Here is a 23,874-nt window from a genome sequence, read left to right on the forward strand (position 1 = left end):
TACACCGGCGCTAACTTTGCCGAGGGCAGTGGCGCGCACAACATCGGGTCTGCCACCACGGTGCTCGGTATCAGTGCGGGTGAGGATGGCTTGCAGGGCACCCTCCAGGACATCGTGTTCACCAACCAGGGCGCGACGGGTGGCACGCTGGCCATCGATGGCTCGGGCAATCTGATTTACACCTCACCGGGTAATGTGACCAGTGGCGCTGCGGTGACCGAGACCTTCTTGTACACAGTGACTGACAAGGATGGTGATGCGATTACCCGGACGGTGACGTTCGGTGTGACCGATACGGGGGTCAGCAATGTCTCGGCCACCAATGAATTGGTCGATGAAGACGATATTGTGGGGGGTAACACAGGCAATGCCGGTGGTGCGGGCGACGATGTGCCGGTAACTACAGGGCATATCTCCTATACCCTGGGTGCAGATGCCCTGCAGGGCATCACGCTGTCGGTCGCGAACACGGGGTTGACCAAGCTGGACGGTACGACAGTCCAGACGAGTTGGAATGCGAATACCCACACCCTGACTGGTTATGGCACCAGCTTGGCGGATGTGGTGTTCACCATTGTGCTGAAGAACATTGGCAGCGGTGGTGCAGACTATGACATGACGTTGTTCCAGCCGGTGACACACCCGGGTCATGATGACCTGTCAACCAGCGACGTGGTGGAGACATCGTTTGAGGATAATGTTGGCTTCACGGTAGCGGTCAGTGTCAAGGATGTGGACAACAGCGAAGGGACTACCAGCTTCACGGTCAGCCTCGATGATGATACGCCAATTACTACAGGCTCAGCCCATCACGGTTATGTCGCCAATAGCGTTAATACCTCTGCCACGGGAGATTTGGCTATATCGTTTGGCGCAGATGGTTTTGGATCTTACAGTTTTGACACTCCATTCCCCAATGTGACATCTGGGGGCCGTACAGTTGAATACGTCCAGACGGGGAATGTACTGACCGGGTATGTGGATGCTAATAACAACGATACAGTTGAAAATGGAGAACAAGCTTTCAGGTTGCAACTGAATACAAATGGCACTTATACATTCACATTGTTAAAACAACTGGATGCGCCTGAAACTGTTGGGATCGGTGGATCTAGCTCCTTTGGTTCTGGGCCTGCCCAAGGTCAGCTCCTCACTAACACAGGGGGTACATTACAGCTTGCCGTGCTACAAGGGTGGATGACCAATAACTCCTGGACGTCAGCTGACTTCAATAATTGGCAAGCGCAAGGAGTCTTGAATGCAGCTCATGTCGACCAAGCCTCGGTAAACGGTAGTACGGCAGGTTGGGGGGTTGATAATAACAACTTCAATTCGAGTGAAATCTTACGCATGGATTTCAACAACTACTCGAGTTTCGATGGTGCGATTTTGCCTAGTGCATTTGATGGTCCTGCTGTTAATTATGCGACTATCCAATTAGTCGGTTTTGCGCAGACAGAAAAAGTAGCTTATGTCATTCATTACGAGGATAACACCTTCGAGGCTGGTAATGGCACTGTGGCTACTTTGGCTGGAACTGATCTGACGATGACTCTGGGCAGCGGCAAGTACATTGATTACATCGAATTACTTGATGTTGAAAGTGGCGGTGGTGGAAAGTTCCAGTTGGTAAATTTGTCGACCGTTACAAATACTGGCACGTTGAATATGGAGTTTGGGATCAAAGCGACTGATGGTGATGGTGACACCACAAGCCAAGTAATCGCCGTCACTGTCGATGGGAGTAACCCTATCGATGGTTCGATAGCCAATGATTCGCTTGCCGGGGATGCTGGTAGTAACACTATCAATGCTCTAGCGGGTAACGATATTTTGGATGGCAGCTTTGGTAGTGACATTTTGAATGGTGGTGATGGTAATGATGTGTTGATAGGCGGTTTTGGTAATGACACCCTGACTGGTGGTTCCGGGAGGGATACCTTCAAATGGCAATCAGGAGAATCAGGGGGGCCGGACATCATCAAAGATTTCACTACAGGATCTAATGGGGATGTTTTGGACCTGAGTGAGTTGCTGAGTGGCGAGCATGCCAACGCAACCTCTCTGGATCAGTATCTGAACTTTGCCTCCGGTCCGGGAGCGAATAAATCGACCCTGACGATCGATCTGGATGGTTCGGCTGGGGGGACCACGACCCATACCATCTTCTTTGACAACGTGGATCTGACGGCCAATTCGACACGGACTGACCTGCAGATCATTCAGGACTTGTTGGACCAGGGCAATCTCAAGGTCGATCCTTAATCAAACCCAGGGGCCGGGCTTGCCCGGTCCCTATTATTTGATGGAGAGGGCGGCTAAGATAGCGGCAGTATCAGGAGAGCGTCACCATGCAGTCATTCAATTGGGTCGACATCGATGGCATTCGCTATAGCTGGGATGGGCAGGACAGCATCGTCTGCTCCGGTCGTTTCGGCTATCAGGCCACGATGACGGGTGACAAGCTCAATGGTCTGGAGCTGGAAAGCGAGGATGGCGATCTGGCGGGTCTGCTCAATGTGGACTTCGCCGCCTCCAGCATCAGTTTCACACCGACAGAAGATGCTCCCTTGCCTCACATGGTGGTCCTGGTTGGCCATGAGTGGGGGCAGCAGGAGTATTCATTGCAGAGTCTGAGCGATACCTCCTTGCAGGGACTGCTCAGCCATGGGGAAGAGCTCGACTGGAGTGCCCTTGCCGTGGTGCCGGCTTCAGAGCCGGGCATGCCATCGCAAGGTCATGTTCTGTCGTGGGACTCATTTCATTTCGACGATGAGCCGCTGCTCGGGGCCGACGCTCCTGCGTCCGTGATCGCAAGTCATGACCACCTCTTTGGCGGCGAGATCAGCATCAACATCGACATGACCAATCAGGTGCTGGATCAGATCCCCCCCTCGCACGATATATGAATCCCAATCGACGATGTGCATAATGACCTCCATCTAATCCTTGGAGGTTTTTTCTATGTGGCGTCCCCTTCTTACCCTGTCCGCACTGGTTGCCAGTGCCCCGCTGCTTGCCATCGAGGTACCCCAGGCTCCCCATCTGGTGGTCAGTGGTTATGCCGAGCAGAAGGTCGAGCCCGACATGCTGACCCTTAATGTGGCGGTGACTGCACTGGAGAAACAGGGCATCAAGGCCAAGCAGAAGGTGGATACCAAGGTCGCCGCCTTCTTTGGCCAGCTGGAGGGACTCGGCATCAAGCGCAGCGATGTGGAGGCCGGCAACCTGGTGATCTCCCCCGAGTATCAGTATCCCCAGAACAAGCAGCCCGAGATGGTGGGTTATCGTGCCCAGCGCCAGCTCTCCGTCAAACTCTATCAATTGGACAAGCTGAGTCAGCTGATGGATACCGCCCTCAAGGCGGGGCTGGAGTCCGTCTCCCAGATTGAATACGGTCTCAAGTCGCCGCAGACCATCAAGGAGCAGGCCCGTCTCGGTGCCGTGACCGATGCCACCAGCAAGGCGGAGTCTCTGGCCAAGGCGTTTGGCATGAAGCTTGGCAAAGTCTACAGCGTCGAGTATCGCAACAGCTCGCCGGTGCCTGTCTACAGCCGGGCCATGAAGGCCGCCGCCCCTGCTGCCGACATGATGGAAAGCAGCTACCAGCAACAGCAGATCAGCATCACGGACAACGTGGAAGCCGTCTTCCTGCTGGAATAAGCCGTCGACCCCCATATCGTGTGCTTTCAAGCCCGAGGCCAGGCCTCGGGTTTGTTGTTTTGGGGGGAGAGGCATGGCTTTGCTCGGAGCACGACAGCAACGGGGGGTTGATGATGCAAGCAGGAGCTGCACCGCGATGGAGGCCATATGGGGGCCGGTAAAAAGAAAAATGCCGGTCAAAGACCGGCATTTGCATAGGAGGGGCGTGATGCTTAGCCCAGGGTGGTGGCTACCTTGCGCTGGCTCTTTTGCTTGAGCAGATAGCCGATGCCGAGCACCAGGACCCAGGCCGGGATCAGCTCGACCGAGATGCGGGTGCCGTCGTTCATGTACATGATCACCAGGATGGCGGCCATGAAGGCGAGGCAGAGGTAGTTGCCAAACGGGCTCCACAGTGCCTTGAACTTGGTGGTGACGCCTTCTGCGGCCTTGACCTTGCGGAACTTGAGGTGTGCCAGGCTGATCATGGCCCAGTTGATGACCAGGGCGGAGACCACCAGGGACATCAGCAGACCGAAGGCCTTGCCAGGGATCAGGTAGTTGATCAGCACGCACAGCAGGGTGGCTGCGGCCGAGATGGTGATGGCAGTCAGGGGTACGCCGCTCTTGTTGGTCTTGAGCAGGGCCTTGGGTCCGTTGCCCTGCTTGGCCAGGCCAAACAGCATGCGGCTGTTGCAGTAGACACAGCTGTTGTACACGGACAGCGCAGCGGTCAGCACCACCAGGTTCAGCACATTGGCCACCAGGTTGCTGTCCAGGGCGTGGAAGATCATCACGAACGGACTGCCGCCTTCGACGACTTTACCCCAGGGGTAGAGGGAGAGCAGTACGGTCAGGGCGCCGATATAGAAGATCAGGATGCGGTAGATCACCTGATTGGTGGCTTTTGGGATGCTCTTCTCGGGATTGTCCGCTTCCGCCGCCGTGATGCCGACCAGCTCCAGGCCGCCGAAGGAGAACATGATGAAGGCCATGGCCATCACCAGCCCACCCACGCCATTCGGGAAGAAACCGCCCTGTGCCCAGAGGTTGCTGACCGTGGCCTCGGGGCCACCGGTGCCGGAGAACAGCAGATAACCGCCGAAGCCTATCATGCCGAGGATGGCGACCACCTTGATGATGGCGAACCAGAACTCCATCTCGCCAAACGCCTTGACGTTGGAGAGGTTGATGGCGTTGATCAGCACGAAGAAGAAGGCCGCCGACATCCAGGTCGGGATCTCGGGCCACCAGTACTGGACATAGATGCCGACCGCCGTCAGCTCCGCCATGCTCACCAGTACATAGAGCACCCAGTAGTTCCAGCCGGAGGCGAAGCCGGCGAAGTCGCCCCAGTACTTGTAGGCAAAGTGGCTGAAGGAGCCGGCAACCGGCTCTTCCACCACCATCTCACCGAGCTGGCGCATGATGAGGAAGGCGATGAAGCCGCCGATGGCGTAGCCGAGCAGGACGGAGGGACCCGCCATCTTGATGGTGTCGGCAATGCCGAGGAACAGGCCGGTGCCGATGGCACCGCCCAGTGCGATGAGCTGGATATGGCGGTTTTTCAGGCCGCGCTTGAGCTCTTCGCCGTTTTGTTGAAGATCCATTCTTCCTTCCTTAACGTCGCTGAATTCACTCGTCTCCCGCCTCGTCGGCCATGGCACTTCCTGTGCCAGGCGCAGCATCTTGTGCCGAAAACGTGACGAAATCCGTATTTATATCGTTACGGCTCGCCGCCAGCTGTTTTTTATGGCGGCTACCAACCCGAGCAGAATAGTGATAAACGCTCGCCCATGCACCTGTTTTCATCATCATCGGCTGGCTTTTTGTGCGTCATGCAGGTTTTTTATGATCTGGAAAGGGGTTCTGGAAGTGATTGGTTGTTTTGTGGTCAGTTGGATTTTTGGTATTTGACAAGTTGCCAGAAACATGGGTTGTTGCCGGTTTCTCCAGAAGGGACTCATATGATCGAGCGTGTTGTCGGTGGTCTGTTGACTGCCGTGCTGTGGCTGGGTGTCTGGCTTTCCCCCATGTTGTTGACGATGGCGATGGTTTGCCTCGTGGTCTGGGGATGGCTGGGGGCGGAGTATCTGGTGAGCCATATCGTCATGGTGCTGGCCCTGGCTGCGGGCCTCGGCCTGTTCCCCGCCTGCTGGCTGAGCGAGCGGGTGCGCAGGTGCCACGGCTTGCCGGGTTTTTATGGCATGTTGATGAACAACAGGGAGCTCAACAAGCCGGTTTCCCCGCCCAATCCCTGAGCAGGATGACGCCAGCCACCCCGCTGGCGTCATCGGCTTCACATCTCTACCGTTTCAATCGTTCACTTATCTTGACAGTGGTGATTGTGCTGGTGTTTTTCGCTGCTGCGATTCGCATCGTCAGCAGAGTTGGCGGCGCAACCCGGTGGCTTCCAGGATCTTGGCGCTGATCTCCTCCACCGAGTGGGAGCTGGTATCGAGGAAGCGGATCGCCTCCTGGCGGAACAGCCGCTCGACGCTGGCCAGCTCCTGCTTGCACTGATCAAGCGAGGAGTAGCGGCTGTTGGCACGGCGCTGGTTGCGGATCTCGTGCAGCCGCTGTGGCGCTATGGTGAGGCCGAACAGCTTGTGGCGGTTGGCCTTGAGGGGGGCGGGCAGATCCAGGGAGCCCATGTCCTGCTCGATGAAGGGGTAGTTGGCGGCGCGGATGCCGAATTGCAACGCCAGGTAGAGGCTGGTCGGTGTCTTGCCGCAGCGGGAGACACCGATGAGGATGATGTCCGCCTCGTCATACTCCTTGGTGGTGATGCCGTCGTCGTTGGCCAGCGCGAAGTTGACCGCCTCGATGCGATCGTCGTAGAGCTTGCGGTTCTCCATGCCGTGGGTGCGGTGGAGTCTGGGCTCGGCCTTGATCCCGAGCTCCTGTTCGAGGGGGCTCACGAAGGTGTTGAGAAAGTCGTGGCTGCTGGCCTGGGCCTTGAGCACCTCTTCCCGTACTTGCGGGTCGACTATGGTGTGAAACAGGATGGGGCGAACCCCGGTCTGGCGGAACTGCTCGTCGATGCGGGCCCGCACCTGGCGCGCCTTCTCCAGGGTTTCCACGAAGGGAATGGTGACCTGCTCGAAGACCAGTGGAAACTGGCTCAGCACGGCGTGACCGAAGACTTCGGCGGTGATGGCGGTGCCGTCGGATACATAGAATACGGTGTGCACTGCGGACTCCTGTGGTGCGCTCCGGGGGATGACGAGAAACAAGTATCTCTCGAAACCATATCGTTTTTGTCAACAGATCTGCCGTGCCCAAGTTGTGAACTCGCTTGCAAACCTGAGTCGTTACCTTTTTGTGTCGCTATTGTAGAATGCCTGTGTCAAACGACCATCCCCAACTCTTGCTCGGGGATTTTTTTGACCATAAATAGAAAACGTTTTCACGGTCGTTGGCAACAGACACTAACAAAAACACATGACTTGGCACAGCAGGTGAGTTGTCACCCTGGCCCCCCAACCTGGAGACATGCAAATGCAACAGTACGTACTCTGGTACGAACAGCTCGGTATGCAGGACGTAGAGCGCGTCGGCGGCAAGAATGCATCCCTTGGCGAGATGATCAGCAACCTCTCCGGTGCCGGCGTGTCCGTGCCGGGTGGCTTTGCGACCACCGCCTTTGCGTTTAACGAGTTTCTGGAGTTAAGCGGCCTCAACGGCAAGATCCACGACCTGCTCGACAGCCTGGACGTGGACGACATCGCCGCCCTCAACCGGGCTGGCCAGCAGATCCGCGACTGGGTGGTGGAGGCGCCGTTCCAGCCCGCGCTGGAGCAGGCGGTGCGCGAGGCCTACACCAAGCTGAGCGCCGGGCTCGAGGCCTCCTTTGCCGTGCGCTCCTCCGCCACTGCCGAGGACATGCCGGACGCCTCCTTCGCCGGTCAGCAGGAGACCTTCCTCAACGTGCGCGGCATAGATGCTGTCATGACCGCCATCAAGCATGTGTTTGCCTCCCTCTTCAACGATCGCGCCATCTCCTACCGGGTGCATCAGGGCTATGACCACAAGGGCGTCGCCCTCTCCGCCGGGGTGCAGCGCATGGTGCGCTCGGACTTGGCCGCCTCCGGCGTCATGTTCACCCTAGACACCGAATCCGGCTTCAACGACGTGGTCTTCATCACCGGCGCTCAGGGCCTGGGGGAGATGGTGGTGCAGGGGGCCGTCAACCCGGACGAATTCTATGTGCACAAGCCGACCTTGAAGGGCGGTCGCCCCGCCGTGGTGCGCAAGACGCTGGGCTCCAAGCTCATCAAGATGACCTACTCCGGGGATGCCGGTCATGGCCGTCAGGTGAAGATCGTCGACACCAGCGAGGCCGAGCGCAACCGCTTCTGCATCACGGATGAAGAGGTGATGGCGCTGGCGAAACAGGCGCTCATCATAGAGCAGCACTACGGCCGCCCGATGGACATCGAGTGGGCCAAGGATGGTCAGGACGGCAAGCTCTATATCGTCCAGGCCCGTCCGGAAACCGTACGCAGTCGCCAGGAGGCGAACACCCTCGAGCGCTTCGCCCTCAAGCAATCCGGCAAGGTGCTGATCGAGGGGCGCGCCATCGGCCACAAGATTGGCGCAGGTCCGGCGCGGGTGATCTCCTCCATCAGCCAGATGGACGAGGTGCAGCCCGGCGACGTGCTGGTCACCGACATGACGGATCCGGATTGGGAGCCCATCATGAAGCGGGCCTCCGCCATCGTCACCAACCGCGGCGGCCGCACCTGTCACGCCGCCATCATCGCCCGTGAGCTCGGCATCCCGGCCGTGGTCGGCTGTGGCAACGCCACCGACCATATCGAGGATGGCCGCCTCATCACCGTCTCCTGCGCGGAAGGGGACACCGGCTTCATCTATGACGGCGAGCTCGACTTCGACGTGGCGGTGACCGAGGTGGGCAACATGCCGCGCCTGCCCATCAAGATCATGATGAACGTCGGCAACCCGGATCGGGCCTTCGATTTCGCCCAGTTGCCGAACGCCGGCGTGGGGCTGGCGCGCCTCGAGTTCATCATCAACCGCATGATAGGGGTGCACCCCAAGGCGCTGCTGGAGTTCGACAAGCAGACGCCCGAGCTGCAAGCCACCATCACCAAGATGATTGCCGGTTACGACAGCCCCCGTGAATACTACGTGGCCAAGCTGAGCGAGGGGATCGCCACCCTGGCCGCCGCCTTCTGGCCGGAGCGGGTGATAGTGCGGATGTCGGACTTCAAGTCAAATGAGTACGCGAACCTGGTGGGCGGCCGTGGCTACGAGCCCCACGAGGAGAACCCGATGATCGGCTTCCGCGGCGCCTCCCGTTACATCGCCGACAGCTTCCGCCCCTGCTTCGCCCTGGAGTGCGAGGCGATGAAGCGGGTGCGGGATGTCATGGGGCTGACCAACGTCGAGGTGATGATCCCCTTCGTGCGCACCGTCGGCGAGGCGGAGCAGGTGGTGGAGATCCTGGCGGAAAACGGCCTGCGCCGTGGCGAGCGTGGCCTCAAGGTCATCATGATGTGCGAGCTGCCCTCCAACGCCCTGCTGGCGGATCAGTTCCTCGAGCACTTCGATGGCTTCTCCATCGGCTCCAACGACATGACCCAGCTCACCCTCGGGCTTGATCGGGATTCCGGCCTCATCGCCCATCTATTCGATGAGCGCAACGAGGCGGTCAAGGCGCTGCTGGCCATGGCCATCCAGGCCGCGCGCAAGGCGGGCAAGTATGTGGGCATCTGCGGCCAGGGCCCATCCGATCACCCGGACTTCGCCGCCTGGCTGGTCGAGCAGGGCATAGACTCGGTGTCGCTCAACCCCGATACCGTGGTCGACACCTGGCTCTATCTGGCCGAGCAGCACAAGGCCGGCTAAGCTCGTCCCCCGCTCTTCAACGATACGGCGCCGCAATGGCGCCGTTTTTGTCTGCGCCCCCCTTTTTCTGTTACAAGGGGAGGGAGCAAGGCTGCTTCCCGCGACTCACAGGACGACCCCATGACCTCATTGCAGTGGCAATCCGCCACCCTGGCCCTGCGTGGCCAACACTCCCTGATTATTCCCGAACTCTGTCTCACCCCTCAGGCGTGCTGGGCCTTTGTCGGCAGCAATGGCAGCGGCAAGACGGCGTTGGCGTCGGCCCTGTGCGGCGAGCTGGCGGTGCGTACCGGGGTGGTAACGGGTCGGGTCCGGGCCGAGCGACTCTCGTTCGAGTCGCAACAGCAACTGGGCGAGCGCGATTTCCAGCGGCGCAACACCGACATGCTGGGGGAAGAGGAGGAGGTGGGCTACCGGGTGTCGACTCTGATGCTGGAGGAGGGGGGCGAGGAGGTGCAGGCCCGCTCGCTGCTGGCGCGCTTCGGCATCGAGTCCCTGTGGGATCGTCCCTACCGTTACCTCTCGAGCGGGGAGGGGCGCAAGCTGCTGCTGGCCCGGGCCCTGTTGGGACGGCCCGAGCTGCTGGTGCTGGACGAGCCCTTCGATGGGCTGGATCAGGGGGCCAGAGCCTCCCTGATGTCGCTGCTGGCACACCTGGTGAGCGAAGGGCTGCGTCTGGTGGTGATCGTCAACCGCTTCGACGAGATCCCGCCCTTTGCCACCCACCTCGGCCTGCTCGGCGAGTGTCGCCTGCTGCTGGCGGGGGAGCGCGATGTCGTGCTCGGCAGCCGGGAGGTGGCCCAGCTGGCGCGCGCCGAAGCCGTCTCCCCCCGCTTGCCGCCTCCGCTCGCGACTCCCGTGCCCTTGCCTTCAGGCCCACGGGTGGTCATGAAAGCCATGCGTATCGCTTACGGGGACCAGGTGGTGCTCGACGGGCTCGACTGGACCATTGCCGAGGGGGAGCACTGGCAACTGGTGGGACCGAACGGGTCCGGCAAGTCGACCCTGCTCTCCCTCATCACCGGGGATAACCCGCAGGGTTACAACAATGAGCTCCATCTGTTCGGGCGGCGGCGGGGCAGCGGCGAGAGCATCTGGGAGATCAAGCGCCATATCGGGCTCGTGAGCCCGGCGCTGCATCTGGACTATCGCGTGAGCTGTTCGGTGCTGGCGGTGATCCTCTCCGGCTTCTACGACTCCATCGGGCTTTATACCCGCCCGGGGGATCGTCAGCTGGCGATGGCCAACGAGTGGCTGGCCCTACTGGGGTTAAAGGAGCAGGGGGCTCAGCCCTTCCACAGCCTCTCCTTCGGCCAGCAGCGGCTGGTGCTGATCGCCCGGGCCCTGGTCAAACATCCGCCGCTGCTCATCCTGGACGAACCTCTGCAGGGGCTGGATCCCCTCAACCGCCATCTGGTGCGGGCGTTGGTGGTGCGCCTCATCGGCGAGGGTACCCAGCTGCTGTTCGTTTCCCACCATCCGGAGGATGCCCCCCCCGGCCTCACCCACCGACTGAGTTTCGTGCCGAGGGAAGAGGGGGGTTATGACTATCTGCAGGAGCGCCTGGGGGACTGAGCCGCCCGGGCGGTATGATCAGAGAGGGGTCGGTTCGGCGAGGAGCGCAGGCAGGCCCAGCAGCACCCACCACAGCCCGAAGAAGAGCATGATCCCCAGCCAGAGCCAGGCCAGATAGTGGCGGGTGGCCGCCATGCCCGTCATGGTTACCGTGAGCGCCACCCCGAAGGCAATGAGGGCAAACATCAGGGGCGCCATGTTGTCCATCATGGTGGTCACTTCACCAGGGAGAGGATCTGGCGAAACGCCGGGTGGCGGCAATCCCCCATCAGATCAAAGAGGCACATCTCCACGGAGGTGAGGGCCGCCCCCCTGGCTGCCAGCTGGCCGATGGCGAGATCCCGGTTGGCGGCACTGCGGGACGACACCGCATCCACCACCAGGGAGACCCGGGCGCCGCCCGCCAGCAGTCTCAGCACGCTCTGGTAGACGCAGATATGGGTCTCGATGCCGCACACCAGCCAGTGGCTGACTCCCGTCCTCGCGAGAGTGTCGGCCACGGCCGGCTCCCCCAGTGTACCGAAGCTGAACTTGGTCAGCACGGGATCCCCCGCCTGCAGCGGCCGCAACTCGGGCACGGTGGCGCCGAGTTTCTCGGGATTTTGCTCCAGCCAGACCACCGGCAGGCCCAGCGCCTTCGCGCCCTGCACCAGCCTGGCCGTGTTGGCGATGAGCGAGTCGCTCCCCTCCACCAGGCGGGCGAGCTTGCCCTGGATATCCACGACCAGCAGGCCGGCGTCGCGGCGTTCAAGCATGATTTTCTCCTCGTTTGTGGCGGGTTTCCTGGCCCCTAGGTCAAAGATACCGGCTTCTGCTGGCAAGCTGCGCCTCTTCACGCGCTCGCCATGCCAGGGGGCGCAAGGTAGGTCAATGCCTCTATGTTGTTGCCGTCCGGATCGCGCAGGAAGGCGGCGTAGTAATCGGGGGCATAGTGGGGGCGCAGCCCCGGCTGCCCGTTGCAGGCAAAGCCGGCCATGACGCCAGCCCGATGGAACGCATCCACCTGCGCCGCGGTGCTGGCCGCGAAGGCGAGATGGCAGGGGGCGCCCTGGTCGCCCCACTCAATCAGGAAGCCTACCTTGTCGTGACCAAGTCGGCCGAAACCTGCGGCGTCTTTGCCTGCCCATTTGAGTTCTATCAGGAGGGGCGCCAGCACGGTTGCGTAGAAGCGTTGGCAGTCGTCGAAACGCACCACCTTGATTTCAACATGCTCGAACATTGCCACTCCTTGTGTTGTCTGGATGAAGGGGGTGAGGGCAATGTCGCCCTTCGGAGCCACCAGCCGTATCCCCCGAATGATGGGTGCCGACTGACCACTGTAGGCCATATGCTGCCTTCTGCGGGATGAGAGAAAGCCGCAACTGTGTGTTCTGTCGAAGATTTTCTATCCAGGCACCGGCCTGGCTCAGCCAGCATTCGGGCAAGCTTGCCCGGTTTTGTTGCTTGGCGATGAGGAAAAGCTCTGTTATGGTGTCCTTAATTGGCCGTTTGGATGGCTAGATGGTTATGGTGTTTCTTCTTCCACAACACCCACGACCACCGTTTTGATCATCATGTAGACAGGGAGTTTCTATGCAGCGTCGTACCTTCTTCACCCTCTCCGCCCTGGCCCTGCTGGCCGGCAGCCTGCCGCTTTCCGTTCTGGCCGCCGATCCGGCCAAGAAGGAGATCGTCATCGGCACCACGGTCGGGGACTTTGCCGACATGGTGACCGACTCCATCAAGCCGCAGCTCGAGGCCAAGGGCTACCAGGTCAAGCTGGTGGAATTCACCGACTACGTGACCCCCAACATCGCCCTGGCCGATGGCTCGCTGGACGTGAACTGCTTCCAGCACAAGCCCTATCTGGATAGCTTCTCCAAAGACAGGGGGTTGTCGCTGGCGCCCATCACCCAGGTGCCGACCGGCCCTATGGGGCTCTATGCCGGCAAACTGGGGGAGCTGAAGGCGGTGAAAGAGGGGAGCACGGTCGCCATCCCGAACGATCCCACCAACCAGGCGCGGGCGCTGCTGATGCTGCAGGATCTGGGCTGGCTGACCCTCAAGGAGGGGATAAATCCCCTCAAGGCGAGCGAGTTCGACGTGGTGAACAACCCCCACAACCTCAAGCTGGTGCTGCTGGAGGCGGCGCAACTGCCGCGCTCCCGTGAGGACGTGGACTTCTCGGTCATCAACGGCAACTTCGCCGCCTCGAGCGGCATCCCGTTCAGCTCCGGACTCTTCCTCGAGCGCAGCTACGACTTCATCAACTGGGTGGTGGTGAAGAGCGCCGACGCGGACAAGCCGTTCGCCAAGGACGTGGCGGCCGCCTACAACTCCCCCGAGTTCAAGGCCTATGCCGCCAAGCGCTTCGTCGGCTACAAGTACCCTGAGGGCTGGCAACAGAAGGGTTGAAGGTTGCACGCGCAATGAAAACGGGCACCCAGGTGCCCGTTTTCATTGGACAAAGGGGAGGCGTCAGTAGTGGCGCAGCCACCAGCGGGCGGCCAGGAGCGCGGTCAGGCTGCCGAGCAGGGCGCTCGCCAGCACGTCCAGGGGCCAGTGCATGCCGATCAGGGTGCGTGACAGACCGATGCCGAGGGCCCAGAGCGGCAGCAGCCAGACCCCGGCGGGGGCGCGGGCCAGCCAGATCAGGCCGAAGAACTGGGCCAGGCTCATGGCGGCGATGCTGTGGCCGGAGGGGAAGGCGTAGTTGACCTCTGCCTGCCAGTGCTGGCCGAGCCAGGCGGGCAGCGCCAGCAACTGGGTCGCGGCGTGGACCTGTTCGCCGCGAAGCGCCAGGCTGCCGGCATAGAACTGGCGGATGGCGGGGATGAGCTCCTGGCGTTCCAGCCAGAGAAGGTAGGGTCTGGGCTCCTCGGTCAGCTGTTTGACGAGACTCTTGATGATCCAGTCGCTCGCCAGTACGGCAAACAGGGCGCCGGCCAGCGCCAGCAGGGCGCGACCATCCAGCGTCAGCTTGTGTCGGGTCAGCAGCAACAGGGCGGCAACGGTGACGGCGATGCCCGGCAGGTCCACCATCCGGGTCAGGGCATAGGGCCACCACAGCCAGCCCGAGTGCAGGGCGTCGCTCATGAAGGGCTGCCAGGGCAGGCAGACGAGCAACAGCAGTGGCAACAGCAGCACGGCGTTGAAGCCAAGCACCTGACGGCGGGGCAGTGAAGAGGAGTGGGTCGGCATGGCGGAGCTCTGGTCGGTGGCGCTGTGCGCGGCTAACAAGGAGGCGCCATTGTGCCAGCCAGGCCCCAGCGGTCAAGCCGGGGGCGGCGTGGGGCAACATGCTGTTACACAGGGAGGTCGCCAGCCCGTGGCGGCGCCGCCCCTCTGTGCCGGGTGGGGCGTTCGAGAACAAGCCTCTGAAAATTCGGTGCGTTTGGGCTAGAATGGCGCGCCTGTGGCCCTTGTGGATTGAGACCCGTGTCGATGAAGATCGTCGTTGATGAAAATATGCCCCATGCCCTGGAGCTGTTTGCCGAATTTGGTGAAGTGATCCCCCTGCCGGGAAGAGCAATAACGGCGGCGGATCTGCAAGAGGCGGATGTGCTGCTGGTGCGCTCCGTGACCCGGGTCAACGAAGCGTTGCTGGCGACCAGCCCCAGGCTGGGCTTCGTCGGCACCGCCACTATCGGCACGGACCACATCGATCAGGGCCTGCTGGCGGCACGGGGCATTCCCTTCTTCAGCGCCCCCGGCTGCAACAAGGTGTCGGTCGGCGACTATGTGCTCTCGGCCCTGCTGGTATTGGCCGAGCGCCACGAGCTGAACTTGAGCGAGATGAGCCTCGCCGTCATCGGCGCCGGCAACACCGGCGAGAGCGTGGCCGGCAAGGCCGAGGCGCTCGGCATGAAGGTGCTGCGCTGTGACCCGCCCCGGGTCCGCAGCGGCGCGGCCGGCGACTACGTGGACTACCGGACCGCCCTTGGCGCCGACATCGTCAGCTTCCATGTCCCCTATACCCGCGAGGGACAGGATGCCACCTTCCACCTGCTGGGGGAGCGCGAGATAGCGGCTCGTCCGGCCGGGCAGATCCTCATCAACGCCTCCCGCGGCGAGGTGTGGGACAACCGGGCCCTGCTCGCCCGCCAGCAAGGCCCGGCCCCACTCAGGCTGGTGATGGACGTCTGGGAAGGGGAGCCCGAGCCCCTAGAAGCCCTGGTGCCTTACACCGAGATAGCCACGCCGCACATCGCGGGCTACAGCCTGGAGGGCAAGGCCCGCGGCACCTGGATGCTCTATGAGGCGCTCTGCCGGCAGCTGGGGCGCACGCCGCGCCAGGATCTGCAATCCCTCTTGCCCGCCCCCGAGGTGCGCGACGTGACGCCGGGCCAGCCGGCGGATCAGGGCCTCATCAAGCAGCTCGTCCACCTCATCTATGACGTGCGCCGGGACGACGCCCGTTTTCGCAACCGGATCGGGCTGCCCAGTAGCTTCGACGAGCAGCGCAAGCGCTACCCGGAGCGGCGCGAGCTCTCCTCCCTGCAGGTGAAGGGCCCCTTCGCCGACGACAGGCTGGCCCGCCTGGGCTTTGCCGTCGTGGGCGCATCAACCTAATTTCAACGGCGAGGATCCGGGCGCAAGGCCGGATCTTCGCCTCGGCCCGGCGTGGTGCCGGGCCGCCATCAGACGATCACGCTTGCCACCCGGGGGGCCTCATGCCCGGCCCCGACAGGCAGCATCACAGGAGAGACAACAGTGAGTCAGCAATTCAACGTAGCGGTATTGGGCGCGAGCGGCGCCGTGGGTGAGGCCATGATCGAGATCCTGGAGGAGCGCGGCTTCCCGGTCGCCACCCTCTATCCGCTGGCCTCCAGCCGCAGTGCCGGCGACACGGTGCGCTTTGGCGGCAAGAACGTCGAGATCCTGGACGTGGAGGCGTTTGACTGGAGCCAGGTGCAAGTAGCCCTCTTCTCCGCCGGGGCCGAGGTCTCTGCCAAGTGGGCGCCGATTGCCGCCGAGCACGGCTGCATCGTCATCGACAACACCTCCTGCTTCCGTTATGACGAGGACATCCCCCTGGTGATCCCGGAAGTGAACCCGGACGCCCTGGCGGATTTTCGCAACCGCAACATCATCGCGAACCCGAACTGCTCCACCATCCAGATGCTGGTGGCGCTCAAGCCCCTGCACGACGAGGTGGGTATCGCCCGCATCAACGTAGCGACCTACCAGTCCGTCTCCGGCTCCGGCAAGGAGGGGGTGAGCGAGCTGGCGGGCCAGACCGCTCACCTGCTCAACGGTCGCCCGGTGGAGCCCGCCCTCTACCCGCAGCAGATCGCCTTCAATCTCATCCCGCAGATCGACGCCTTCACCGACAACGGCTACACCCGCGAGGAGATGAAGATGGTGTGGGAAACCCAGAAGATCCTGGGGGATGCCAGCATCGCCGTGAACCCCACCTGCGTGCGGGTGCCGGTCTTCTACGGCCACGCCGAGGCGGTCCACGTGGAGCTGCATCAGCCGCTGGACGCCGAACAGGTGAAGGAGCTGCTGCGCCATGCCCCGGGCGTCACCCTGTTTGACGACGAGCACGACTATCCGACCCCGGTGCGCGACGCCACCGGCAAGGATGAGGTGCTGGTGGGCCGGGTACGCCAGGATATTTCTCACCCTTGCGGTATCAATATGTGGATCGTGGCCGATAACGTTCGTAAGGGCGCGGCGACCAACAGCGTGCAGATTGCCGAACTGCTGGTGCGCGACTACCTCTGATGCCGGCCTGCGGCGGGGAGGGAACCCCGCCCTTGCGCCGGCGCCGTGGCGCCGGGATGTGACCGGGAACCCACTCTCCGGTTTTTGGAATCTTGAGAGATATCAGTGAACTAGGTTTTTTTCTACACTCTGGTTCGCGTCCGGGGCTCTTATTTGGCAGCGGCCGGGCGCGAAATATGTCGGATCGCTGGCTTGAGGCCGGCGCCTGATTTATATTGAGCCGATTGTTTTGGGGTAACTATCCAGATTTTTCAATGTGATAGGGCCGTCATACGAAGGAACGAATATGGGACATTCCCGCATAACGCTGGCAACGCTACTCGCATTGGGGCTTCTGGGCACGGTTCAGGCCGACGAGGCGGGGCGAGAGCCTTTCTTTGTCGAGCTCAAGGGGCCGGACGGCTCACCACCCCCCGCGGTGCAACCAGAGCCCCAGGCCCAGCCCGTGGCCCCCGTCGTATTGCCCAAGGCAGAGCCGATAGTGCGTCAGGTGGCCTCTGCGAAGGCGGGCAGTTATGGTCCCGTTCGTCCCACCGATACCCTCTGGAGCCTGGCGAGCAAGCATCGCCCCTCCAATCGGGTGAGCGTCTACCAGACCATGGTGGCCATCTATGACAAGAACCCCAGAAGCTTTGCCGATGGCAACATCAACCACATTCTGGTGGGCTCCCACATCCTGCTGCCCACGGCGGCCGAGGCGGGCCGCATCACGGATGCCGAGGCGCGCCGCCGCTTCAACAGCGACAACGCCAGCTGGAAGGGGCTGAGCCCCAAATACCTGGCCAGCAAGCAGGCTCGCACCGCGCAGCCCGTCGCCAGTCAGCCCGCGCCGGCCAAACCTGCTGCCGCCCCCAAGGCGGCCCCGATCCCGGCGGCGCCCAAGGTGACCGCTCCTGCCACCGAGGTGAAGGAGACCGCCAAGGCCGCGCCCGCCCCCGTGGCAGCGAACAGTGCCGCGAGCAGCGCCGCCGGCACGGCGCCAACCCCTCTTCCCGCCACCCCGGTGGGCAAGCCCTCCACCGAGATGGCGCTGGCGCTGGAAGATGCCAACGCCCAGCTCGGCCAGGTCACCGAGATGAACCACAGGCTCAAGCTGCGCCTGCAATCCCTGACCGAAGAGGTGGAGACCCTCAAGGCCCAGTTGCAGGATCAGACCGCGCTGCAAAAGGAGGTGGCGGAGCTCAAGGCCAAGCCGGTGCCCCCCGTGGTGGCACCCGCGCCCAAGCAGAGCTGGCTGATGGAGCTGCTCTCCTCGCCGCTCAACCTCGCCATGATCATCCTGCTGCCGGTGCTGCTGGTGCTGGCCCTGGTGACGCTCTGGCTGCGGGCCCGCGCACGCCGCGAGCTGGAAGAGCAGGAGAAGAGCCTGTCCGAATCGACCTCCATGGTGATGGGGGACGAGAGCAGCGAGTTCGATCAGCTGATGACGGTGGGCATCACGGATGAAGACCCCCTGCACCCCATGCCGGATCTCAACGAACCGGATGGCAGCGGTAAGCAGGGCGGAGCCTATGCCTCGGCCGACGTCATCTTCAGTGATGACGAGACCGCCCTGTCCGCCTTCGACGTGGAGCCCGCGGTGGCGACGGCGAACCGGGATCCGGATCTGGTGCCAGAGCTCGATCTGGCCCACGAGGGAGGCTTCGATCTCCCCGTGGTGCCCGAACTGGATCTCTCCGACGAGTCTGATGCCGCCCCCCGTGCCCGCGACGAGGTCATGACGGAGGAGGAGCTGCAGGCCGCCCTGTTTGCCGAGCTGGATGCGGATCTCGAGGCGGATCTGGCCAAGGCCCAGGCAGAGAGCCGGAGCCGCCGTGACGAGCCGTTCGACAACTTCGACTTGAGCGATGTGGAGACCGGCTTTGGCGAGCCAGCCCAGGACGCGCCTGCCGCCAAGGACGCTCAGGAGGGGGCCGGCTATGGCAAGGATGACGTGGACAACATGCTGGCCGAACTCGGGCTGGAACCCACCAAGGGGGCGAGCCCGGCCTGGGATCCCAACGAGCTGGCCCTGGCGGACTTCGAGGATGCCTTCGCCGAGGTGGAGCCCCATGCAGGCGATCTGAAGCCCCGCGAGCAGGCGCAGGCCAACGACTACGTGGAGATAGACAAGCTCCTGGCCGAGGCCAACGCCAGCAGCACGGAGCAGGAACCCTATCAGGGCTTCTCCCTGGACGTGGGGCTGGACGGTTTCCCCGAGGTGTTGCCGGAGTCCAACGGTTTCGACGTGGATGCCGACGACGGCGGGGTGGGAGCCAAGCTGGATCTGGCCCGGGCCTACCTCGAGATCGACGACAAGGAGAGCGCCCGGGAGTTGCTGGAAGAGGCCGCAGCCCAGGGCAGCGAACACCAGCGCGCCGAGGCACAGAAGCTGCTCAAGCGCCTGGGATAAGGGCCGTTTGCCGGCGAACGAACCAAGAGGGCAGCCTGCGGGCTGCCCTCTCTTTGATGGCCACGAGTGCCGCCGCCTCCACGGTCTGGGACTTTTGAGCCCGAGCGCGTATAATCCGCCCCGTTTCTTTCACCGCATCCTTTCATCAGAAGACACCGTTATCCATGCGAATTGCCCTAGGTATTGAATATGACGGCAGCCGGTATTTCGGCTGGCAGCGTCAGCGCGAAGTGATCAGCGTCCAGGAGGAGCTGGAAAAAGCCCTCAGCCGCATCGCCAACCACCCCGTCTCCATCCAGTGTGCCGGTCGCACCGATGCGGGGGTGCACGCCACCGGCCAGGTGATCCACTTCGATACCGAGTCCAATCGCGCCGAGGGGGCCTGGACCCTGGGGCTCAACTCCAACCTGCCCCCTGACATCGCCGTGCGCTGGGTCAAGGAGGTGGACGAGCACTTCCACGCCCGCTTCAGCGCCACCGCCCGTCGCTACCGTTACGTCATCTACAACCACAACTACCGCCCGGCCATCCTCGGCAGCGGCGTCAGCCACTACCACGAAACCATCGACGCCGAGCTGATGCACCAGGCCGGCCAGTCCCTGCTGGGCGAGCACGACTTCAGCACCTTCCGGGCCGTCGCCTGCCAGTCCAACACCCCCTGGCGCAACGTGACCCACCTGTGCGTCAGCCGCTCCGGCCCCTATATAGTGCTCGACATCAAGGCCAACGCCTTCCTGCACCATATGGTGCGCAACATCACCGGCTCCCTGCTGCTGGTGGGGCAGGGTCTTCAGCCGGTGGAGTGGATTGCCGAGGTGCTGGCGGCGAAGGATCGCAACCTGGCGGGCCCCACCGCCAAGGCGGGCGGCCTCTATCTGGTGGACGTGGATTACCCGGCCGAGTTCGGCCTGCCCCAGTTGCCCCTCGGGCCGCTCTGGCTGCCGGACTCGGCACCGGGTACGACCAGTTTTTAGTAACTGGGCCCGAAAATTTGTGGTTTAATGATCCGTCGTTTATTGCCATCGAGCCCTTAAGTCATTGAACAATCTAGGCTCGATGTGTTTTGTCAGGCACAAATGCATTAAGGAATTCCATGAGCTGGCTTGAGAAGATCCTTCCCAAGAGCAAGATCACCACACCGCGTCGTCACAACATTCCGGAAGGGGTGTGGACCAAGTGTACTGCTTGCGAACAGGTGCTCTACCGGGCAGAACTGGAGCGCAATCTCGAAGTGTGCCCCAAGTGTGATCATCATATGCGCATCAGCGCCCGCGCCCGTCTCGAGAGCTTCCTCGACGTCGAGGGTCGCAGTGAAGTCGCGGCCGAGCTGGAGCCGCAAGACATCTTGAAATTCAAGGATTCCAAGCGCTACAAGGATCGTCTGTCTGCCGCCCAGAAAGAGACGGGAGAAAAAGATGCGCTGGTGGTGATGAAGGGGACCCTCAAGGGGGTGCCGGTCGTCGCCTGTTCGTTCGAGTTCTCCTTCATCGGGGGCTCCATGTCCTCCGTGGTCGGCGCCCGCTTCGTGCGCGCCGTCGAGGAGAGCATCAAGGAGGGCCGCGGCCTGGTCTGCTTCTCCACCTCCGGTGGGGCGCGGATGCAGGAAGCCCTGTTCTCCCTGATGCAGATGGCCAAGACCAGTGCGGCGCTCGACAGGCTCACCAAGGCGGGCCTGCCCTTCATCTCCGTGCTGACCGACCCCACCATGGGGGGCGTCTCCGCGAGCCTGGCCATGCTGGGTGACATCAACGTGGGCGAGCCCAAGGCGCTGATCGGCTTCGCCGGCCCCCGCGTCATCGAGCAGACCGTGCGCGAGAAGCTGCCGGAAGGCTTCCAGCGCTCCGAGTTCCTGCTGGAGAAGGGCGCCATCGATCTCATCATCGACCGCCGCGAGATGCGCAACCGCCTGGCCGGCCTGCTGGCCAAGCTGATGAACACTCAGGTCATCGAAGACTGAAGATGAGTTCACACATGCAACAATCCCAAAGCCGGTCGCTGGTCGACTGGCTTTCTTATTTGGAGCAGATCCACCCGGCCAACATCGACATGGGGCTGGAGCGGGTCGGCGCCGTCGCCCGGCGCATGGGCCTCACCGAGCTGCCGTTCAAGGTGATCACGGTGGCGGGCACCAACGGCAAGGGCTCCTCCTGCGCCATGGCCGCCAGCATACTGATGGCGGCGGGCTACAAGGTGGGGGTCTACTCCTCGCCGCACCTGCTGCGCTTTGCCGAGCGGGTCAGGGTGAATGGGGCCGAGCTGCCCGATGAGGAGCACTGCGCCGCCTTTGCCGCGGTGGAGGTGGCCCGGGGCGACATTGCCCTCACCTTCTTCGAGTTCGCCACCCTGGCTGGTCTGTGGCTGTTTTGCCGCGCCGCCCCGGATGTGCTCCTGCTGGAAGTGGGGCTGGGGGGGCGGCTCGACGCCACCAACGTGGTGGAATCGGACGTCGCCCTGATCACCTCCATCGCCCTGGATCACTGCGATTGGCTCGGGGATACCCGGGAGGCGGTGGCAGTGGAGAAGGCCGGCGTCTATCGCAAAGGTAAACCCGCCATCAGCGGGGAGCCCAATCCGCCTGCGACCATAGCGAGCGAAGCGGCGCGCCTCGGCGCCTGCCTGCGTCAGGTGGGCCGCGATTTTCACGGGGAAGAGCACGAAGGCGACTGGGATTACCACGGCCTGCACCACTGGCTGGGGCTGCCCAAGCCGGCCCTGCCGCTGATGAACGCGGTCACCGTGCTGGCGGCCCTGGAGTCCCTCGGCCTGCCGCTGGCGGAGTCCGCCATCCGCGAAGGGCTGGCAAACGCCCGCCTCGCGGGGCGGATGCAGCGTCTGCAAAGCGATCCCGCCGTCATCGTCGACGTGGCCCACAATCCCCATTCGGCGGCCTATCTCGCGAGCCAGCTGCGCCTGCTTCCCTGCAAGGGCAAGCGCCGCGCCGTGGTGGGCATGCTCAAGGACAAGGACATGGCGGGTTCCCTTAAGGAGCTTCAGGGGCTTGTCGATGGGTGGTATCTCGCGAGCCTTCACGGTCCCCGTGCCGCCACGGCGGCCCAGCTGGCCGCCGCCCTGGGTGAACAGGGGCCGGCCGCGCAGTTTGAGTCGGTGAGCGAGGCTTATGAGGCTGCTCTGGCCGTGTCGAGTCCTGACGATATGGTCATCGTGTTCGGCTCGTTTTACACTGTCGCCGACGTGCTGGCGGCGAGCGCCTGAGCCGTTTCTGCGCATCATGGGTCCAGCGACACGGGCAGGGCGCTGCCTGGCGCTGAGGTTTCAAAACGGAATGGCGTGAGGGGCCGTTCATGGTGGATGCCGGCAAAATTGCAAAAATACTAAGCAACATGGGTGGGAATTAACTTGGCTTCGAAGTTTCAAAACAGATTGGTGGGGACCGTCATCCTGGTCGCCCTGGTGGTCATCTTTCTGCCGGACCTGATGGACGGCAACAAGCTGGAGCAGAAGGACGAGGCCTTCGCCAAGATCCCGCTGCGTCCGGAGCTGGAGCCCGCCAAGCCCGCCCTTCAGGTCTCGGCGGCGAGCTCCCTGCCGGCCGAGCATCTGGCGAGCCAGCAGCAGGCCTCTGCCGCGACCCAGTGGCAGGTGGAGGAGATCGGCGACACCGTGACCCTGGCCAATCAGGCGGGAACCAACCCGGCGGTGACCAACCAGGCGCCCGTCACCCAGCAGCAGCCGGTGCAGGCCGCGGCACAACCCAAGCCGCAGCCCAAACCCGAGCCCAAGCCGGAAGTGATCGCCAGGAAGCCGGTGGAGCAACCCAAGCCCAAGCCGGTGCCCCCCAAGCCGGTAGAGGTGCAAAAGCCGGTGGAGGCCAAGCCGCAGGCGGGCCAGATCAAATCCATGGATGATCTTATCGCGAGCAAGATGGCCCAGCCGGCCCCGGCTCCTGCCGCCACGTCGGCCCAGGGAAGCTGGATCCTGCAGCTCGGCGCCTTCAAGAATGCAGACAGCGTCAATGCCCTGGTGAGCAAGCTGAGGGCGGCGGGCTACTCGGCCCAGACGTCGCCGAGAACCCCGGTGCAGGGGCAGATCAACCGGGTCTTCATCGGGCCGGATGTCTCCAAGGCAAAGTTGCAGGGCATGCAGAGCCGGATCAGCCAGATGACCGGCTTGAGCGGCTCAGTGGTGGCCTACAACCCCTGACAGGGTGATGAAATGAAAAGACCGCGCCTCATGGCAACATGGGCGCGGTCTTTTTTTGTGTCCAAAACGGGGGAGGCAGTGTGGCTATCGGGCAGCCGAGGAGGCCTAGATGCACTTCACCGGCTTGGGCAGGCCCGCGATCTTGGTGGCCTGTTTGGCGGGCCCCTCCGGGAACAATTTGTAGAGGTAGCGGCTGTTGCCCTTCTCCGGGCCGTACTGCTTTTCCATCGCCTTGACCAGGGCGCGGATGGCGGGGGAGGTGTTGAACTCCAGGTAGAAGGCCCGCACGAACCGCACCACTTCCCAATGCGGCGCCTCCAGCACTATCCCCTCTTTCTCGGCCAGCACCAGGGCCAGCGCCTCGCTCCATTGCTCGCTGTGGCGCAGATAGCCCTGGGCATCGGTCTCGATGGCCTGGCCGTTGAATTCCAGCTGATGATGCTCAGACATAAGGGCTCCTCACAAAGGGGCTGTCGGGACTGGGTTATTGAGATTGGGCGGGCATGGTAGCGCCTTGATCC

22 protein-coding genes are annotated in these 23,874 nt (G+C 62.6%); 14 read left to right on the forward strand and 8 right to left on the reverse strand.

What is annotated here, in order from left to right:
- The 3 genes from AB5Y72_RS03825 to AB5Y72_RS03835 form a co-directional block, all read left to right on the forward strand.
- Window positions 1-2,265, forward strand: a 2,265-nt coding sequence (locus AB5Y72_RS03825) for a type I secretion C-terminal target domain-containing protein (RefSeq protein ID WP_368198615.1), incomplete at its 5' end; no start/stop codon positions are given.
- An 86-nt stretch (window positions 2,266-2,351) separates the two neighbouring features.
- Window positions 2,352-2,909: a hypothetical protein gene (locus tag AB5Y72_RS03830; RefSeq protein ID WP_319890603.1), complete on the forward strand. Its 558-nt coding sequence runs from the start codon at window positions 2,352-2,354 to the stop codon at window positions 2,907-2,909.
- 55 nt (window positions 2,910-2,964) lie between these two features.
- Window positions 2,965-3,663 carry an SIMPL domain-containing protein gene (locus AB5Y72_RS03835; protein ID WP_042078562.1) on the forward strand — a complete coding sequence of 233 codons (699 nt, stop codon included), beginning with the start codon at window positions 2,965-2,967 and terminating at the stop codon, window positions 3,661-3,663.
- A 212-nt stretch (window positions 3,664-3,875) separates the two neighbouring features.
- Here AB5Y72_RS03835 and AB5Y72_RS03840 read toward each other — a convergent pair whose 3' ends face one another.
- Window positions 3,876-5,252, reverse strand: a complete 1,377-nt coding sequence (locus tag AB5Y72_RS03840; protein WP_042078547.1) for an amino acid permease — start codon at window positions 5,250-5,252, stop codon at window positions 3,876-3,878.
- A gap of 25 nt (window positions 5,253-5,277) precedes the next feature.
- Window positions 5,278-5,460 (reverse strand): hypothetical protein, encoded by a 183-nt coding sequence (locus tag AB5Y72_RS03845; RefSeq protein WP_264818473.1) that lies wholly within the window; start codon window positions 5,458-5,460, stop codon window positions 5,278-5,280.
- Window positions 5,461-5,609: 149 nt separating this feature from the next.
- On the opposite strand from AB5Y72_RS03845, the gene AB5Y72_RS03850 reads away from it, so the two are divergent.
- Window positions 5,610-5,903 (forward strand): hypothetical protein, encoded by a 294-nt coding sequence (locus AB5Y72_RS03850; RefSeq protein WP_084202974.1) that lies wholly within the window; start codon window positions 5,610-5,612, stop codon window positions 5,901-5,903.
- A gap of 120 nt (window positions 5,904-6,023) precedes the next feature.
- On the opposite strand, the gene AB5Y72_RS03855 is transcribed toward AB5Y72_RS03850, so the two are convergent.
- Window positions 6,024-6,836 (reverse strand): pyruvate, water dikinase regulatory protein, encoded by an 813-nt coding sequence (locus tag AB5Y72_RS03855; protein ID WP_209792829.1) that lies wholly within the window; start codon window positions 6,834-6,836, stop codon window positions 6,024-6,026.
- 307 nt (window positions 6,837-7,143) lie between these two features.
- On the opposite strand from AB5Y72_RS03855, the gene ppsA reads away from it, so the two are divergent.
- Window positions 7,144-9,516 (forward strand): phosphoenolpyruvate synthase, encoded by a 2,373-nt coding sequence (ppsA, locus tag AB5Y72_RS03860; protein WP_325783014.1) that lies wholly within the window; start codon window positions 7,144-7,146, stop codon window positions 9,514-9,516.
- A 120-nt stretch (window positions 9,517-9,636) separates the two neighbouring features.
- Window positions 9,637-11,091, forward strand: a complete 1,455-nt coding sequence (modF, locus tag AB5Y72_RS03865) for a molybdate ABC transporter ATP-binding protein ModF (protein WP_368198616.1) — start codon at window positions 9,637-9,639, stop codon at window positions 11,089-11,091.
- An 18-nt stretch (window positions 11,092-11,109) separates the two neighbouring features.
- On the opposite strand, the gene AB5Y72_RS03870 is transcribed toward modF, so the two are convergent.
- The 3 genes from AB5Y72_RS03870 to AB5Y72_RS03880 all read right to left on the reverse strand — a co-directional run bounded on the left by AB5Y72_RS03870 (window position 11,110) and on the right by AB5Y72_RS03880 (window position 12,310).
- Window positions 11,110-11,301: a hypothetical protein gene (locus AB5Y72_RS03870; protein WP_244462950.1), complete on the reverse strand. Its 192-nt coding sequence runs from the start codon at window positions 11,299-11,301 to the stop codon at window positions 11,110-11,112.
- A gap of 5 nt (window positions 11,302-11,306) precedes the next feature.
- A complete protein-coding gene (locus AB5Y72_RS03875) occupies window positions 11,307-11,846 on the reverse strand; it encodes a hydrolase (protein ID WP_325783012.1) in 540 nt (179 codons plus the stop codon).
- A gap of 77 nt (window positions 11,847-11,923) precedes the next feature.
- Window positions 11,924-12,310, reverse strand: coding sequence for a VOC family protein (locus tag AB5Y72_RS03880; RefSeq protein ID WP_325783011.1), 387 nt, complete (start codon window positions 12,308-12,310; stop codon window positions 11,924-11,926).
- A gap of 353 nt (window positions 12,311-12,663) precedes the next feature.
- Between AB5Y72_RS03880 and AB5Y72_RS03885 the strand changes: the two genes are divergently transcribed.
- Window positions 12,664-13,485, forward strand: a complete 822-nt coding sequence (locus tag AB5Y72_RS03885) for a MetQ/NlpA family ABC transporter substrate-binding protein (RefSeq protein WP_219142154.1) — start codon at window positions 12,664-12,666, stop codon at window positions 13,483-13,485.
- A gap of 63 nt (window positions 13,486-13,548) precedes the next feature.
- On the opposite strand, the gene AB5Y72_RS03890 is transcribed toward AB5Y72_RS03885, so the two are convergent.
- On the reverse strand, window positions 13,549-14,271 hold the full coding sequence (locus tag AB5Y72_RS03890; protein WP_216991845.1) for a phosphatase PAP2 family protein: 723 nt from the start codon (window positions 14,269-14,271) through the stop codon (window positions 13,549-13,551).
- 243 nt (window positions 14,272-14,514) lie between these two features.
- On the opposite strand from AB5Y72_RS03890, the gene AB5Y72_RS03895 reads away from it, so the two are divergent.
- The 7 genes from AB5Y72_RS03895 to dedD all read left to right on the forward strand — a co-directional run bounded on the left by AB5Y72_RS03895 (window position 14,515) and on the right by dedD (window position 23,353).
- On the forward strand, window positions 14,515-15,642 hold the full coding sequence (locus AB5Y72_RS03895; protein ID WP_325783010.1) for a 4-phosphoerythronate dehydrogenase: 1,128 nt from the start codon (window positions 14,515-14,517) through the stop codon (window positions 15,640-15,642).
- A 141-nt stretch (window positions 15,643-15,783) separates the two neighbouring features.
- Window positions 15,784-16,800 carry an aspartate-semialdehyde dehydrogenase gene (locus AB5Y72_RS03900; RefSeq protein ID WP_042078538.1) on the forward strand — a complete coding sequence of 339 codons (1,017 nt, stop codon included), beginning with the start codon at window positions 15,784-15,786 and terminating at the stop codon, window positions 16,798-16,800.
- Between the two features lie 286 nt (window positions 16,801-17,086).
- On the forward strand, window positions 17,087-19,192 hold the full coding sequence (locus AB5Y72_RS03905) for a FimV/HubP family polar landmark protein (protein WP_325783009.1): 2,106 nt from the start codon (window positions 17,087-17,089) through the stop codon (window positions 19,190-19,192).
- A gap of 164 nt (window positions 19,193-19,356) precedes the next feature.
- A complete protein-coding gene (truA, locus tag AB5Y72_RS03910) occupies window positions 19,357-20,166 on the forward strand; it encodes a tRNA pseudouridine(38-40) synthase TruA (RefSeq protein WP_042078536.1) in 810 nt (269 codons plus the stop codon).
- Window positions 20,167-20,285: 119 nt separating this feature from the next.
- On the forward strand, window positions 20,286-21,149 hold the full coding sequence (accD, locus tag AB5Y72_RS03915; protein WP_209792798.1) for an acetyl-CoA carboxylase, carboxyltransferase subunit beta: 864 nt from the start codon (window positions 20,286-20,288) through the stop codon (window positions 21,147-21,149).
- Window positions 21,150-21,151: 2 nt separating this feature from the next.
- Window positions 21,152-22,405: a bifunctional tetrahydrofolate synthase/dihydrofolate synthase gene (gene folC, locus AB5Y72_RS03920; RefSeq protein ID WP_325783008.1), complete on the forward strand. Its 1,254-nt coding sequence runs from the start codon at window positions 21,152-21,154 to the stop codon at window positions 22,403-22,405.
- 144 nt (window positions 22,406-22,549) lie between these two features.
- The gene (dedD, locus tag AB5Y72_RS03925; RefSeq protein ID WP_325783007.1) at window positions 22,550-23,353 is read left to right on the forward strand and encodes a cell division protein DedD; all 804 of its coding nucleotides are present in this window, start codon (window positions 22,550-22,552) and stop codon (window positions 23,351-23,353) included.
- 105 nt (window positions 23,354-23,458) lie between these two features.
- On the opposite strand, the gene AB5Y72_RS03930 is transcribed toward dedD, so the two are convergent.
- Window positions 23,459-23,803 carry a TusE/DsrC/DsvC family sulfur relay protein gene (locus tag AB5Y72_RS03930; RefSeq protein WP_325783006.1) on the reverse strand — a complete coding sequence of 115 codons (345 nt, stop codon included), beginning with the start codon at window positions 23,801-23,803 and terminating at the stop codon, window positions 23,459-23,461.
- Between the last annotated feature and the right edge of the window lie 71 nt (window positions 23,804-23,874).

The sequence above is a fragment of the Aeromonas sp. R7-4 genome, from assembly GCF_040908055.1.
Classification (GTDB): Bacteria; Pseudomonadota; Gammaproteobacteria; order Enterobacterales; family Aeromonadaceae; genus Aeromonas; species Aeromonas sanarellii.